Source organism: Hyunsoonleella aestuarii (assembly GCF_006148925.1).
GTDB classification, from domain to species: Bacteria; Bacteroidota; Bacteroidia; order Flavobacteriales; family Flavobacteriaceae; genus Algibacter_D; species Algibacter_D aestuarii.
The window spans coordinates 1,296,276-1,309,742 of the sequence record NZ_VAWB01000001.1 but is presented as its reverse complement, the minus strand read 5'-3'; the positions used below and the strand labels follow the sequence as shown (position 1 = coordinate 1,309,742).

16 protein-coding genes and 1 tRNA gene are annotated in these 13,467 nt (G+C 33.9%); 11 read left to right on the top strand and 6 right to left on the bottom strand.

What is annotated here, in order from left to right; all coding sequences use genetic code 11:
- Positions 1-9: 9 nt before the first annotated feature.
- From FEF17_RS05915 to rseP, 3 genes are all read right to left on the bottom strand, one after another.
- Positions 10-786: a DUF6090 family protein gene (locus FEF17_RS05915; protein ID WP_139001423.1), complete on the bottom strand. Its 777-nt coding sequence runs from the start codon at positions 784-786 to the stop codon at positions 10-12.
- A gap of 98 nt (positions 787-884) precedes the next feature.
- Positions 885-958 (bottom strand) — tRNA-Asn (locus FEF17_RS05910).
- 71 nt (positions 959-1,029) lie between these two features.
- On the bottom strand, positions 1,030-2,370 hold the full coding sequence (gene rseP, locus FEF17_RS05905; RefSeq protein WP_139001422.1) for an RIP metalloprotease RseP: 1,341 nt from the start codon (positions 2,368-2,370) through the stop codon (positions 1,030-1,032).
- A 160-nt stretch (positions 2,371-2,530) separates the two neighbouring features.
- Here rseP and FEF17_RS05900 point away from each other — a divergent pair, with 160 nt between their 5' ends.
- The 4 genes from FEF17_RS05900 to FEF17_RS05885 all read left to right on the top strand — a co-directional run bounded on the left by FEF17_RS05900 (position 2,531) and on the right by FEF17_RS05885 (position 5,751).
- Positions 2,531-3,202, top strand: a complete 672-nt coding sequence (locus tag FEF17_RS05900; protein WP_139001421.1) for an SCO family protein — start codon at positions 2,531-2,533, stop codon at positions 3,200-3,202.
- Between the two features lie 75 nt (positions 3,203-3,277).
- Complete coding sequence (locus tag FEF17_RS05895) at positions 3,278-3,514, top strand: FeoA family protein (RefSeq protein WP_139001420.1); 237 nt, start codon at positions 3,278-3,280, stop codon at positions 3,512-3,514.
- Complete coding sequence (feoB, locus tag FEF17_RS05890) at positions 3,507-5,606, top strand: ferrous iron transport protein B (protein ID WP_139001419.1); 2,100 nt, start codon at positions 3,507-3,509, stop codon at positions 5,604-5,606. The genes FEF17_RS05895 and feoB overlap by 8 nt, the downstream gene beginning before the upstream one ends.
- Positions 5,607-5,610: 4 nt before the next feature.
- Positions 5,611-5,751 carry a FeoB-associated Cys-rich membrane protein gene (locus FEF17_RS05885; protein WP_139001418.1) on the top strand — a complete coding sequence of 47 codons (141 nt, stop codon included), beginning with the start codon at positions 5,611-5,613 and terminating at the stop codon, positions 5,749-5,751.
- Between the two features lie 12 nt (positions 5,752-5,763).
- Here FEF17_RS05885 and FEF17_RS14480 read toward each other — a convergent pair whose 3' ends face one another.
- Positions 5,764-5,895: a hypothetical protein gene (locus FEF17_RS14480; protein ID WP_262709976.1), complete on the bottom strand. Its 132-nt coding sequence runs from the start codon at positions 5,893-5,895 to the stop codon at positions 5,764-5,766.
- A gap of 136 nt (positions 5,896-6,031) precedes the next feature.
- Positions 6,032-6,241 carry a hypothetical protein gene (locus tag FEF17_RS05880; protein WP_139001417.1) on the bottom strand — a complete coding sequence of 70 codons (210 nt, stop codon included), beginning with the start codon at positions 6,239-6,241 and terminating at the stop codon, positions 6,032-6,034.
- A gap of 125 nt (positions 6,242-6,366) precedes the next feature.
- Here FEF17_RS05880 and FEF17_RS05875 point away from each other — a divergent pair, with 125 nt between their 5' ends.
- The 7 genes from FEF17_RS05875 to FEF17_RS05845 are packed head-to-tail and all read left to right on the top strand — an operon-like array spanning position 6,367 to position 12,114.
- The gene (locus FEF17_RS05875) at positions 6,367-7,026 is read left to right on the top strand and encodes a metal-dependent transcriptional regulator (protein WP_139001416.1); all 660 of its coding nucleotides are present in this window, start codon (positions 6,367-6,369) and stop codon (positions 7,024-7,026) included.
- A complete protein-coding gene (locus FEF17_RS05870; protein WP_139001415.1) occupies positions 7,013-7,822 on the top strand; it encodes a transporter in 810 nt (269 codons plus the stop codon). The genes FEF17_RS05875 and FEF17_RS05870 overlap by 14 nt, the downstream gene beginning before the upstream one ends.
- 1 nt (position 7,823) lies before the next feature.
- Positions 7,824-8,729: a metal ABC transporter solute-binding protein, Zn/Mn family gene (locus FEF17_RS05865; protein WP_139001414.1), complete on the top strand. Its 906-nt coding sequence runs from the start codon at positions 7,824-7,826 to the stop codon at positions 8,727-8,729.
- Positions 8,729-9,466 (top strand): metal ABC transporter ATP-binding protein, encoded by a 738-nt coding sequence (locus tag FEF17_RS05860; protein ID WP_139001413.1) that lies wholly within the window; start codon positions 8,729-8,731, stop codon positions 9,464-9,466. The genes FEF17_RS05865 and FEF17_RS05860 overlap by 1 nt, the downstream gene beginning before the upstream one ends.
- Before the next feature lie 2 nt (positions 9,467-9,468).
- On the top strand, positions 9,469-10,596 hold the full coding sequence (locus FEF17_RS05855) for a metal ABC transporter permease (RefSeq protein WP_139001412.1): 1,128 nt from the start codon (positions 9,469-9,471) through the stop codon (positions 10,594-10,596).
- Positions 10,589-11,749, top strand: coding sequence for a metal ABC transporter permease (locus tag FEF17_RS05850; protein ID WP_139001411.1), 1,161 nt, complete (start codon positions 10,589-10,591; stop codon positions 11,747-11,749). Before FEF17_RS05855 ends, FEF17_RS05850 begins: the two co-directional genes overlap by 8 nt.
- 5 nt (positions 11,750-11,754) lie before the next feature.
- Complete coding sequence (locus FEF17_RS05845) at positions 11,755-12,114, top strand: YraN family protein (RefSeq protein WP_139001410.1); 360 nt, start codon at positions 11,755-11,757, stop codon at positions 12,112-12,114.
- Here the strand turns inward: FEF17_RS05845 and FEF17_RS05840 are convergent, their stop codons facing one another.
- Positions 12,115-13,452 (bottom strand): TlpA family protein disulfide reductase, encoded by a 1,338-nt coding sequence (locus FEF17_RS05840; RefSeq protein WP_139001409.1) that lies wholly within the window; start codon positions 13,450-13,452, stop codon positions 12,115-12,117.
- Positions 13,453-13,467 lie beyond the last annotated feature (15 nt).

Below are 13,467 nucleotides of genomic sequence, written 5' to 3'. Positions count from 1 at the left end.
TATTACTCTTCAATTACCATTTTGTAATCTTTTTGAAGATGATATGCAATCCTCATTTATAATCTTTCCAAGAGCATTGCACATACGCTCTGCCTTTTCTAACAAAATTGTCCTATTTGTATTGAATGCAATTTGGTCTCTAAGCCCTTTTACCATTGAGCTCGTGAATTCGGGATTATCGACTAATTCATCAAAATCAAATTTAACTCCCCTTCTAAAAGGGTCCTCCTTATCATAAACCATCAAAAATGACCTGCCGGCAATTGATTCAGGACTTTGCACAAACATTCGAAAATAATTCAATTGGCTATTCACAAAACTCAATTGAGAATAATAATCACTAATAAACTTGAGAATCGAATCATTTTGTATTAACTGTAATTTTCCAGAGCTGTTCAATTCTTCATAAACACTCTTCGAAGGTGTTATCCCTGGATATAGGCCGACGTTAATCACACCTTTTTCAAATTCGTCTTTGCTAAGTCCATACAAGGACTTCGAGCTAATTGCTCTCACTGATTTTTCAATTCCATAAATATACTTTTCGGCCATTAAATTAATTTCATTAAGGTAACTTACAATTGCCTCGGATTCATCATGAAGTTTAATCAATATCAATTGTTCAGAACGTCTGTCTTTGGTATAGTTATTATAGTTATTTACCTGTAATGCAATTAATATTCCAATTACAACCAATACAATTTCCCCAATAGCATATTTAATATATTTGCCTGTTTTATTCGCACTCATAAGTTTATAGCGTATTTTACCAAAGAATTTCATCATAAGAAGTTGGTTGGTCTTCTAAAGGTATGAAATTATAAATGAAGACGTTTTAGACACACAAAAACCACCTAATCTCTTAGATGGTTTTGTAAAGGTTGCTCCTCAGGCTGGGCTCGAACCAGCGACCCTCTGATTAACAGTCAGATGCTCTAACCAACTGAGCTACTGAGGAAAATATTTTTCGCTTTTGCGAGCGCAAATATATATTAAATTTTAATTACAACAAATATAATGACTAAAAAGTTAATTAAAAATTGCCTTAAAAATATCATTGCCATTAGCAAATAGAACCAGGGCTATTAGAATAAAGAAACCCACCATTTGAGCATATTCCATAAACTTATCTCCTGGCTTTCTTCCAGATACCATTTCATATAGCAAAAACATGACATGTCCGCCATCTAACGCTGGTATTGGCAGTAGGTTTAAAATAGCTAACATTATAGATAAAAAGGCTGTAATACTCCAAAAAGCTTCCCAGCTCCAAGTGTCTGGAAAAATATCGAAAATAGCTTTAAAACCACCAACCCCTTTGTAAGCTCCAGTACTTGGACTAAAGATTAATTTTAACTGTCCCCAATATGAAGCTATTTGACCAATAAACTTATTATAACCTACTCCAAAACTTTCGTAAAAAGAGTATTCCTTTCTAGTTATATCAAAATAACCTAAATCTGCAAATTGATTAATAGATCCTCCTGGTTGAATTCCAAATTTTCCATTATTATCAACACTTAAGTTAAAAATAACGAGCTTATCATCTCTTAAAATTTGGGTTACAACGGTTTGCCCTTTTAATGGCGCTAAAATATCTTTTACCTCATCGAAGTATTTGATATTTTGCCCATTTATTGTCTTTACTAAATCTCCCCTTTTTAGTCCAGCAGTTTTATTCAACGACGAATCTGCAACTTTACCAATTATAAATGGCATTCTTAATTCAAAAAGACTTCGGTTTTTACTGGTAGATAATTGTCCTAAAAAATCCTCGGGAAGATCAATTTTTTTCTGCTCACCATCTCTATTAATAGTAATAGATTGGGCAGCAAGAATATTACTTCTAATATCCGACTCATTCACAATCTTTGCATCTCCTATATAAAGAAGCTGATCTCCAGTTTGAAAACCTAAATCCACTAATAAAGGATTCGTAATCCAGTAACCATCTTGAATACTTTCGGCAGAAATATCGCGATCACCATAAGCAAAGGAAGCTAGTATATAAATGATTAATGCCAAAACAAAATTTACGGTAACACCACCAAGCATAATAATTAATCTTTGCCATGTAGGTTTAGATCGAAATTCCCATGGCTCCGGTTCTTTGGCCATTTGCTCAGTATCCATGCTTTCATCTATCATACCAGCTATTTTTACGTAACCTCCTAATGGCAACCAACCAATACCATAAACAGTATCTCCTATTTTCTTTTTAAACAAAGAGAACTTAACATCGAAAAACAAGTAAAATTTCTCTACCCTAGTTTTAAAAGCCTTCGCAGGAATAAAGTGTCCTAACTCATGTAAAACAATGAGTAAAGAAAGACTCAATAAAAACTGAGATATTTTAATAACAAACTCCATAAATCTTCAATCAAATTTTTATAATCGCACAAAAGTAAGCTTTTAAACCAACTTTAAAAAAGACAATTAAGTAATGAGAAAACTTTTAACATGAATTTATGTTTAAATTGAATTTTTCCTGATTAATTTTCATCGTATTTTTGCTGAAATTCAGATTCGAATGCTATCATTTTTCAAAGATTACAAGAAGTTCGCCGTTGTTTTTGGCTTCATTTCTCTAATCATTATTATTCTAATTTATAATACATTAAATGTTTACCAACCCTTGCCAATTTACCAGCCAGTAATGGTTAGTACAGAACTTGTTGATAGCACAATTCAACATCAGAAAAAGTATCATAGAATTGCGGACTTTTCATTTAAAAATCAGAATGGACAAACGGTCACTCAAAAAGATTTTGACAATAAAATTTATGTTGCCGATTTCTTTTTTACCACTTGCCAAACCATATGTCCTATTATGACAAATCATATGGTCGAAATTCAAAAAGAAATCATGAATGACAATGATGTTATGTTGCTTTCTCACACTGTTACACCAGAAATTGACACCGTTGAGCAATTGAAACGCTATGCTGTAAAAAAAGGTGTAAACGACAGTAAGTGGCACTTGGTTACAGGTGATAAAAAAGAAATTTATCAATTAGCAAGAAAAAGCTATTTAGCCGTAAAGGATAATGCATATGCGGGACCCTTTGATATGGTACATACCGAAAATTTTATGCTGATTGATAAAAAAAGACAGATTCGCGGGTTTTATGATGGAACAAATAATGAAGACATCAAACGGCTATTGGAAGACATCAAAAATTTGAAAAAAGAATACGACTGATACTTTTTCAAATACAATTTTTATAGCCTATTTTTTTACCTTACTTTTGCTTCTTTAAAATCAATCTAAATAAGCTTGAAAGACACTTTAGCACATTTAAAACGAGGGGAACGCGCGATTATAACAGATGTGTCTTCAAATGCTATTCCTTTAAAATTACTAGAAATGGGATGCTTACCTGGTAATTCTGTCGAACTCGTTCAGGTTGCTCCATTTCAAGATCCCATGTACTTAAATATTAATGGATCACACCTTGCCATAAGAAAAGAAACCGCTTCCCATATTTTAATTGAAAAAGTAACTAATGGGTAAACAAATAAATGTTGCTTTAATCGGGAATCCAAATACCGGTAAAACTTCTGTTTTTAATGCATTAACAGGTTTAAACCAAAAAGTAGGTAACTACCCAGGAATTACTGTTGAAAAAAAGGAAGGTATTTGCAAGTTACCACGTGGTGTGAAAGCACACATTATTGATCTCCCGGGCACATACAGTCTGAACGCTTCATCGCTAGATGAAAATGTAGTTATCGAGTTATTGCTAAATAAAAATGATAAAGACTTCCCAGACATTGCAGTTGTAGTAAGTGACGTTGAAAACCTTAAACGCAATTTGTTGCTATTTACTCAAATAAAAGATTTGGAGATCCCTACGCTGCTCGTCATCAACATGGCAGATCGTATGAATTATAAAGGCATTTCATTAAATATTGATTATTTAGAAGAGCACCTTCAAACAAAAATCGCACTTATAAGTACAAGAAAAAATACAGGTATAGACGATCTAAAAAACCTAATAACAAACTATAAAGAAGTATCTGTTACTCCATGTTTGAACGCTTATGAAATTGATAAGGAATACTTTGGAAATCTTCAAAAAGCATTTCCAAACCAGTTGCTTTATAAACTTTGGCTTGTAATTACACAAGATGTAAACTTTGGAAAAACGGACAGAAAAGATTTTGATGCTGTAGCAGATTTTAAAACGAAAAGTAAAGGCGATTTAAAACGTTTACAGCAAAAAGAGACGATAAAACGTTATCAGTTTATTAATAATATTCTTAAAGTTGGACAAACTATTGACGCTTCGAAAGCCAAAGATTTACGCACCAGACTTGATCGGGTTTTAACACATAAGGTTTGGGGCTATGTTATTTTTACAATTATATTACTAACCATTTTCCAAGCTATTTATGATTGGGCAGAGTTGCCAATGGATTTTATTGATAGTGTTTTTGCATCTTTAAGTGAATGGACTAAAAACGTACTTCCAGTTGGCGCTTTTACAAATTTATTAGCCGAAGGAATAATTCCTGGGCTCAGTGGAATCGTTATTTTTATTCCACAAATCGCATTTCTATTCTTGTTCATTGCGGTACTTGAAGAAAGCGGTTATATGAGCCGCGTGGTATTTTTAATGGATCGCATTATGCGTCGTTTTGGGCTAAGCGGTAAGAGTGTTGTTCCTCTTATTTCTGGAACCGCCTGTGCTATTCCCGCAATAATGGCAACAAGGAATATTGAAAGCTGGAAAGAACGACTCATAACAATATTGGTTACACCATTCACAACATGTTCTGCAAGGCTACCAGTCTATTTAATTATTATTTCTTTGGTAATTCCACAGGGAAGATTTTTTGGGCTTAGCTACCAAGCCCTAACTTTAATGCTGCTGTATTTAATTGGTTTTGGAACAGCAGTGTTTTCAGCATACCTCTTGAATAAAATACTCAAAATAAAGAGCAAGACTTTTTTTGTGATTGAAATGCCTAATTATAAACTACCACTAATAAAAAATGTAGCGCTCACTGTTGTAGAAAAAACTAAATCATTTGTTTTTGGAGCGGGAAAAATCATTTTGGCAATTTCTATTGTATTATGGTTTCTAGCATCCTATGGTCCAGGAAAAGATTTTAATGACGCCGAAAACATAATTAAAACTGAATACGCCACAGAAAACTTAACCGAGGAAGATTTGCAAAGTAAAATCGCTTCCCACAAACTTGAACATTCATTCATCGGCATTACAGGTAGAGCTATTGAACCCGCTATTAGACCTCTTGGTTATGATTGGAAAATTGGAATTGCTATAGTAAGTTCGTTTGCAGCAAGAGAAGTTTTTGTAGGAACCTTAGCTACAATATATAGCGTTGGAAACGACGACGAGGACACAATAAAAAACAGGATGGCAGCTGAATTAAATCCGATATTAGGAGGTCCCTTGTTTACTTTTGCCTCTGGAATTTCATTATTGTTATTTTATGCTTTTGCTATGCAATGCATGAGCACATTAGCCATTGTAAAACGAGAAACTAATAGTTGGAAATGGCCCATATTACAACTGGTAATTATGACGGCTTTTGCGTATATTGTAGCATTAATTGCTTTTCAATTTTTGAAATAACATTATGAATTATATCATCCAAAACATACTCGTTTACGTTTTAGTAGCATTTGCTTTGATATTTCTAGTACGCAAATTTATCTGGAAGTCAAAAAAAATATCTAATAAAACATGTGGTGATGATAAGGGTTGTGCCTGTCATTAAACTTATTTGATTTTAATTACCCTCATTATACTTTTTAAACCAAGCCAAAGCGTGAGCCACTTTACTAATTAAATTACTCGGTTTGGCCGCAATACCATGTGATGCTTCTGAAATCTCGATTAATACAGCATCAATCTTTCGCAACTTTAAGGTTTAAAATAATTTCGAATCTTTATTTATAGCACTTGTAAAAACAACTCAATCACCACTTGGAGAGTATCGCACTTTATATTCATTGACTTCTCACGAGGTTAACTTTCGTTCGGTGTGACGTCCCATCTCAATTAAGAATCCAAAGATTACCCTTAGACTTATCAGTCATAATATCAAAACTGTTACGTCTGTAAACTATATGTAAAACATCAGGAGATATTTGAGGATTTGACGCACATTCCAACTCAATTACATCAATAGGCTGAAAGAGTATTTTCTCATTTTGAGATGAAACAAACTGAAAAACTAAGAATACGAGAAAATAAATGCGATACATATTAACCTTTATTAAATATTAGAATGTGAAATTACTAATTAAAGAAAAATTGTCCCCAATTATATTTTTTAGTTACATTTGTAAAATATTTAAGTTTACTTAAAATTAATTTAAAGCAAAATTAAATGTCAATAGCTATAGAGAACTTTGTAAAAGCCATTTATAAAAATGGAAAACGTGATAATAACGACACCAAACCTGGAAATATAGCAAAAGAGCTGGGCATATCGAACGCAGCAGCGACTGATATGGCCAAGAAGCTAGCTGTTAAGGATTTATTGCACTATAAAAAGTACCAAGAGTTAAAGCTTACGGACAAAGGCACAAAAATGGCCCTTAACGTAGTGCGTAAGCACCGCCTCTGGGAAGCTCTATTGTTTAAACTATTCGATTTATCCTTACACGATATCCATCGTGAAGCAGAATTGCTGGAGCACCAAACTTCCGATTTGTTGGCTAATAAAATAAGTGAGTACTTAGGCAATCCAAAATTTGACCCTCACGGTGATCCAATACCAAATGCAAAAGGAGAAATCACTACCACAGATACTTCAATTAGTTTATCAAATGCAAAAGAAGGCAAGACCTATGTTATTTCGCGCTTAATGAGTGATGACAAAGAATTTTTTGATTTCTGCGCACAACATGGGTTGAAATATGGAAATACCATATTAGTATCGAAACAATTCAGTAAAAACAAAATGACCCAAACTTTAATAAACAATAACACCATTCTTTTAAATAAAGATTTCACATCAATTATATACGTCAATGAACACCATTAAATATATTCTCATAACTGTACTTTTATTACTCACAATTTCAATTTCATCTCAAGAAAATGAATTTGGCACTATTGTTACAGATCGACCAGATGCTACTGAAGCTTCTTCAACCGTTGGAAAAGGTATTCTTCAGTTTGAAACTGGTGGATTGTACGAATCATTTGAAGAAAATAATATTAAGTCTGAAAACTTCACTTACAATACAATGCTTATCCGGTATGGGGTTCTTGATAACCTAGAATTACGTTTAGGATGGGATTTTGTTGAAGGCGTAACCACTGTAAACGGAAATAAACTAGATAACGTCATGAGCGGGTTATCTCCTTTGCTTCTCGGAATGAAAATAGATATTGCAGAAGAAAATGGACCAATGCCTGAGATTGCTTTTATCGGACATGTATTTCCTGTATTTAGTGCTTCAACCGATTACAGACCAGAATATACAGGTGTAGATTTTAGATTATCACTTTCTCATACACTAAGTGAAAATTCCAGTTTAGGCTATAACATAGGCGCGCAATGGGGCGATGATTCCCCTGAAGCTGCAGCTATTTACACCTTGGCCTACGGATATAGCCTTACCGAAAAATTCGGGATGTATGCCGAGGTATACGGAGATTTACCAGAGGATAGTTCTGCAAACCACTATTGGGATGCAGGGATGACCTATCTAGTTTGCGACGACTTACAATTAGACGCCTACATTGGAACAAGTATTACCGATGGCCAAGATTTATTATTGGGTCTCGGGTTAAGCTATAGAATCAAAAATACTAGAAATAAAAAAACCATTTAAAATGATCAAAAGAATTGCCCTTCTGATATCAGTTGCTTTAATTTTCAGTTGTAAAAACGAAAAGAAAGCTAATGACAAAATAAATGTAGTAACCACTACAACCATGATTACCGATTTGGTTAAAAATATTGGAGGCGAACACATAAACCTTCAAGGACTAATGGGCAGTGGTGTTGACCCACATTTATATAAAGCTAGCGAAGGTGATGTAACTAAACTAGCTAATGCAGATATTATTTTCTACAATGGTTTGCATTTAGAAGGTAAACTGGTGGAAGTTTTTGAGAAAATGAAGAACAAAAAAACCATCGCCATTTCCGAAGTTTTAGATAAAAGCACCTTAATAGGCTCAGACTATTTTGCCTCAAATTACGATCCTCATATCTGGTTTAATATCGATTACTGGAAACAAGCAACTCTATTTGTTACTGAAATACTTTCTGAAACAATGCCAGAAAAGCAACCTGTTTTTCAAGCTAATTATAGCAATTATATAAAACGACTAGATAACCTGAAGCATAAAATACAGACCGATATTGAAACCTTACCTAAGGACAAACGTATTTTAGTAACCGCCCATGATGCTTTTAATTATTTCGGGAAATCATTCGAATTTGAAGTTGTTGGCTTACAAGGTTTATCCACAGCTACTGAAGCTGGCGTTAAAGATGTACAGAAATTATCGGCTTTTATTATTGAAAAAGGAGTTAAAGCTATCTTTGTAGAAAGCTCTGTACCAAAACGTACTATTGAAGCTTTACAAGCGGCAGTAAATGCGAAAGGTCACAATGTAACCATTGGCGGATCGCTATATTCTGATGCGCTTGGAGATGCTGGGACTATTGAAGGAACTTATATCGGTATGTTTGAGTATAATGTGAATACTATAGTTAACGCATTAAAATAATGAGTAAAAAAATAGCCGTACAAATTGATGATTTAACAGTGGCTTATAACTATAAGCCTGTGCTTTGGGATATTGATTTAGAAATCCCCGAAGGTGTTCTTATGGCTATCGTAGGACCTAATGGCGCTGGAAAATCTACACTTATAAAATCTGTTTTAGGTATTTTAAAACCTATTGCAGGTAGTGTTAGCATTTATGGCAAACCCTATGAAAAACAACGCTCATTAGTGGCCTATGTGCCCCAAAAAGGAAGTGTAGATTGGGATTTTCCAACAACAGCGTTAGATGTTGTAATGATGGGTACATACGGGAGTTTAGGATGGATTAAACGCCCGACTCAAAAGGAGAAGAAGGCAGCTCTGGAGGCATTGGAGAAAGTAGGTATGCTTCCTTTTAAAAATCGTCAAATTAGTCAGCTGTCTGGAGGACAACAACAGCGTATTTTTTTGGCAAGAGCTCTGGTACAAAATGCTTCAATCTATTTTATGGATGAGCCATTTCAGGGTGTTGACGCTTCAACCGAAATAGCCATTATTAACATATTAAAAGCTTTGAGAAAAGCTGGAAAAACAGTCATCGTGGTACATCACGATTTACAAACCGTCCCAGAATATTTCGATTGGGTTACATTTTTAAATGTAAAAAAGATCGCAACTGGTCCTGTTAAGGATATTTTTAATGATGATAATTTAACCAAAACATACGGTATTAATTATAAAGTTAGCATTCAGGAATAGCTATGGATATCACTGAATATATAATGCTCGTCTTTACAGACTACACCTTAAGAACTATTACCTTAGGAACAGCAATCCTAGGTGCTGTTACTGGCATGTTAGGAAGTTTTGCAGTACTGAGAAAACAAAGCCTTTTAGGTGATGCTATTTCTCATGCTGCATTACCTGGTATTGCTATTGTGTTTTTAATTACAGGGGCAAAAGACAGTAATGTACTCTTATTAGGGGCTCTGGTTAGCGGGTTAATAGGCACCTTTTGGATTCGAGGTATTATCAGTAAAACGCATTTGAAATCGGATACTGCGTTAGGACTAATTTTATCCTTGTTTTTTGGCTTTGGAATGCTTCTACTTACATTTATTCAAAAACAACCAAACGCCAATCAAGCTGGATTAGACAAGTATTTGTTTGGACAAGCAGCAACACTAGTAGAAAGTGATGTTTGGCTTATGGCTATAGTTACAGGCATCTGCCTAATGATCTTATTGCTATTTTGGAAAGAATTCAAAATGCTTCTTTTTGATTCAGACTTTACCAAAACACTTGGTTTCAACACCAAATTTATAGACATTTTGATAACTAGCTTTATAGTTTTAGCAATCGTTTTGGGACTTCAAACAGTGGGTGTAGTTCTTATGAGCGCCATGTTACTTGCTCCTGCTGCTGCTGCACGACAATGGACAAACAGACTAAGTGTGATGGTGTTTTTATCAGCTTTATTTGGTGCCTTTTCTGGTGTATTTGGGACTGCAGTAAGTGCAAGCCAAAACAACTTATCAACTGGTCCTGTTATAGTAATTATTGCTGGAGTTTTTGTTTTAATATCTTTTGTATTTTCTCCAAGTCGAGGTTTATTATTTAAACAAATACGATTTATAAAGAACAGACGTGATTTGCAGTTACATAAAACATTGGCATTTATGTTTAGAATTGCCGAAACTCATGAAAATATATCACATCCACATTCTATTAAAATCCTAAATAACTTTCAAGGTTTTACAAAAGGTACGTTGCAAAAATTAGTGCAAAAAAATTATGTACAGCTAAACGGGAATATGTGGAGTTTAACCCGAGAAGGATATAAGACCGCGTCCAACTTGTACAATCAACAAACTGAAAATAATGAGTAGTGCCCAAATAGAAATACAGCTTATTGCCAGTTTAGTAGCGATTTCTTGTGCTATTCCAGGCACTTTCTTGGTGCTTCGAAAAATGGCTATGATTAGCGATGCTATTAGTCATTCTATTTTACCAGGAATTGTTATCGGATTCTTTATCACACAAGATTTAAATTCACCCTTACTTATTCTACTCGCAGCCATAACAGGTATCATTACTGTCATTTTAGTAGAATACATTCAAAAAACGGGGTTGGTTAAAGAAGATACCGCCATAGGACTAGTGTTCCCTATTTTATTCAGCATAGGCGTTATTCTTATTGCAAAAAATGCTAACGATGTGCATTTAGACGTAGATGCTGTTTTGTTAGGCGAATTAGCTTTTGCTCCATTTGATAGGCTCTTAATTTCGGGAATTGATATTGGTCCAAAGTCGTTGTGGGTTATTGGCTTCATTTTACTAATAACCATTGGACTCCTATTTGCCTTTTTTAAAGAGTTAAAAGTAAGTACTTTTGATCCTGGTTTAGCTGCATCACTAGGTTTTTCCCCAGCGATTATTCATTATGGTTTAATGACAGTTTCATCGGTAACAACAGTTGGTGCTTTTGATGCCGTAGGAGCTATTTTAGTTGTTGCACTAATGATTGCTCCAGCAGCAACAGCATATCTTTTAACCACCGATTTAAAACGCATGCTTATTTATGCCATTGGTTTTGGAGTTCTTAGTGCCATAACTGGATATTGGCTAGCACATTATTTAGATGCTTCTATTGCAGGCTCTATAACTACTGTCTTAGGTTTGGTGTTTTTAATGGTCTACTTATTTGCTCCAAACAAAGGTGTTATTGCCGTTTTATATAGAGAAAAACAACAACGTACCGAAGTGTCTTTATTAACCTTTTTATTGCATTTAAAAAATCATAATGAAGAAAGTGAGCGTCATGTTAATCACCTTAATGAACATATTAATTGGCAAAAAGTACGTTCTAAATCTGTATTAGATTTAGCATTGAAAAACAACATGATTCAACTTGATGATAACATTGTGTCTTTAACCGAAAAAGGCGACGAATTCACCTCCCAAGCCATCGATTATATTATCACAAATGAGGATGCTCAAATTGAAGACATGAAAGATGATTTCTTTTTATTTAGAGGATAGGGATTATGGGAAAACACAACGACCTTGGGAAAAAAGGTGAGCAACTTGCTGTCGATTTTCTTCTTAAAAATGGTTATGACATTGCAGAACGTAATTATCGTTTTGATAAAGCAGAAGTCGATATTATTGCAAATAAGGATGACGTTCTTACTATTGTAGAGGTTAAAACTCGATCAACAACCAATTTTGGGAACCCACAAGACTTTGTGAAACCAAAACAAATAAAGAGCCTGGTTAAAGCAGTTGATGAATATGTAACGGTTAATAATTTAAACGTTGAAGTACGTTTTGATATCATTGCTATAGTTAAAGTAGGTAAGCAATATGAAATTGAGCACTTAGAAAATGCGTTTTATCACTTTTAACTAATTACCATCTTGGAAGTATTCCTTTAGCATGTCACAATCTTCGGGCTTTGCAACTATTTGTTTTTTTGCATTTAGCACAAAATAAGAAGGTGTTGCTGTAACGCCGTACCTATTTCCTATGTCGTTATTCCATTTACCATCACCATAAATATGAATGAATTCAGGATAATCATAAGTTAAATTTTTCCAATTATAAGATTCATCTTCTAAAGCAATGGCAACAACTTTCACCTTATTCTTCTCAACAGACTTAATGAAATTTTGTAATTGAGGTATTTCATCTAGACAATGGGAGCAAGTCGTGCTCCAAAATACTACTATGTAGTTTTCAGCTATATTTAACTGACTTAACTTCTTTGTTATGGTTTTATCTTTCTCTTTTGTTTCAACCTCAAAATCGGGTGCTATCTTACCAATTGAAATATCGTTATATAATATTAGCGCACGTAAAAGTTCTTGATCGTTTGAGGACACTGCCAAATCCATGAGATAAGTATCAGCAATAAAATTTGCAACAGATTCTATATTCAAATCTGCCATTTGTTGCCATAAAATTGACAATAAATTCTTTTTGATATGGTCTGGAGAGCTATTAATTTTTTGATATAACGTGTTGATGTTCTTTTTGTAATTCGCTATTTCATCTTGAGAATTGGCGCCATTACCAAACACATAATTAAGCATACGTTCAGTTAAAAAATTAGAACTTTGAAGCACTGAATTATTAAAATCTACATGATCAAAGTAGTGCTTCTCCAACTTCTGCACATAGGTTTTTACATCTACACTAGATTTTGGGATAAACGGTTTATTCGCTTTTATAAAATTAGAGGCTATACTGCCTTTTGATGCTTCTTCAAAATTACTCTGAGTTTCTTTCTGGGTTTTAAATATTTTGGTTAAAGCTAATGTATCCTTGTCTTTGCTTTCATCTCGAAAATAATTCCCAATACTATTGGTTATCATTAACATACTATTTGTGTAAGATTCCAAGAGTTTATTTTCTAGAGAGGAATCAAATTTCACGCCAGTTTCGGAGTTAAAAGTAAGTTCAACATCTTCTTTTCCGTTGTAAATAATATCGAAATTATAATCTTCTTGAGGTACAGCATAAACTAACCTATAAATCCCTTTCGTATAGGTTGAATCTAACTGAAATTGAAAACTTCCATCTCCTTGTATCTCGGCATTAGAAACGTATTCTGATATAGTAGGGGTAACTTTATAAAGAATTGCAAAATTGTAATCTTCCTTAGGAGAAAACACCCCTTTAATTGAGTGCTGAGCTAAGAGAAAACTCGGAAAAAAAACAAAAATAATAAGTAAACGTTGCAAAATTATAGTCTTTTA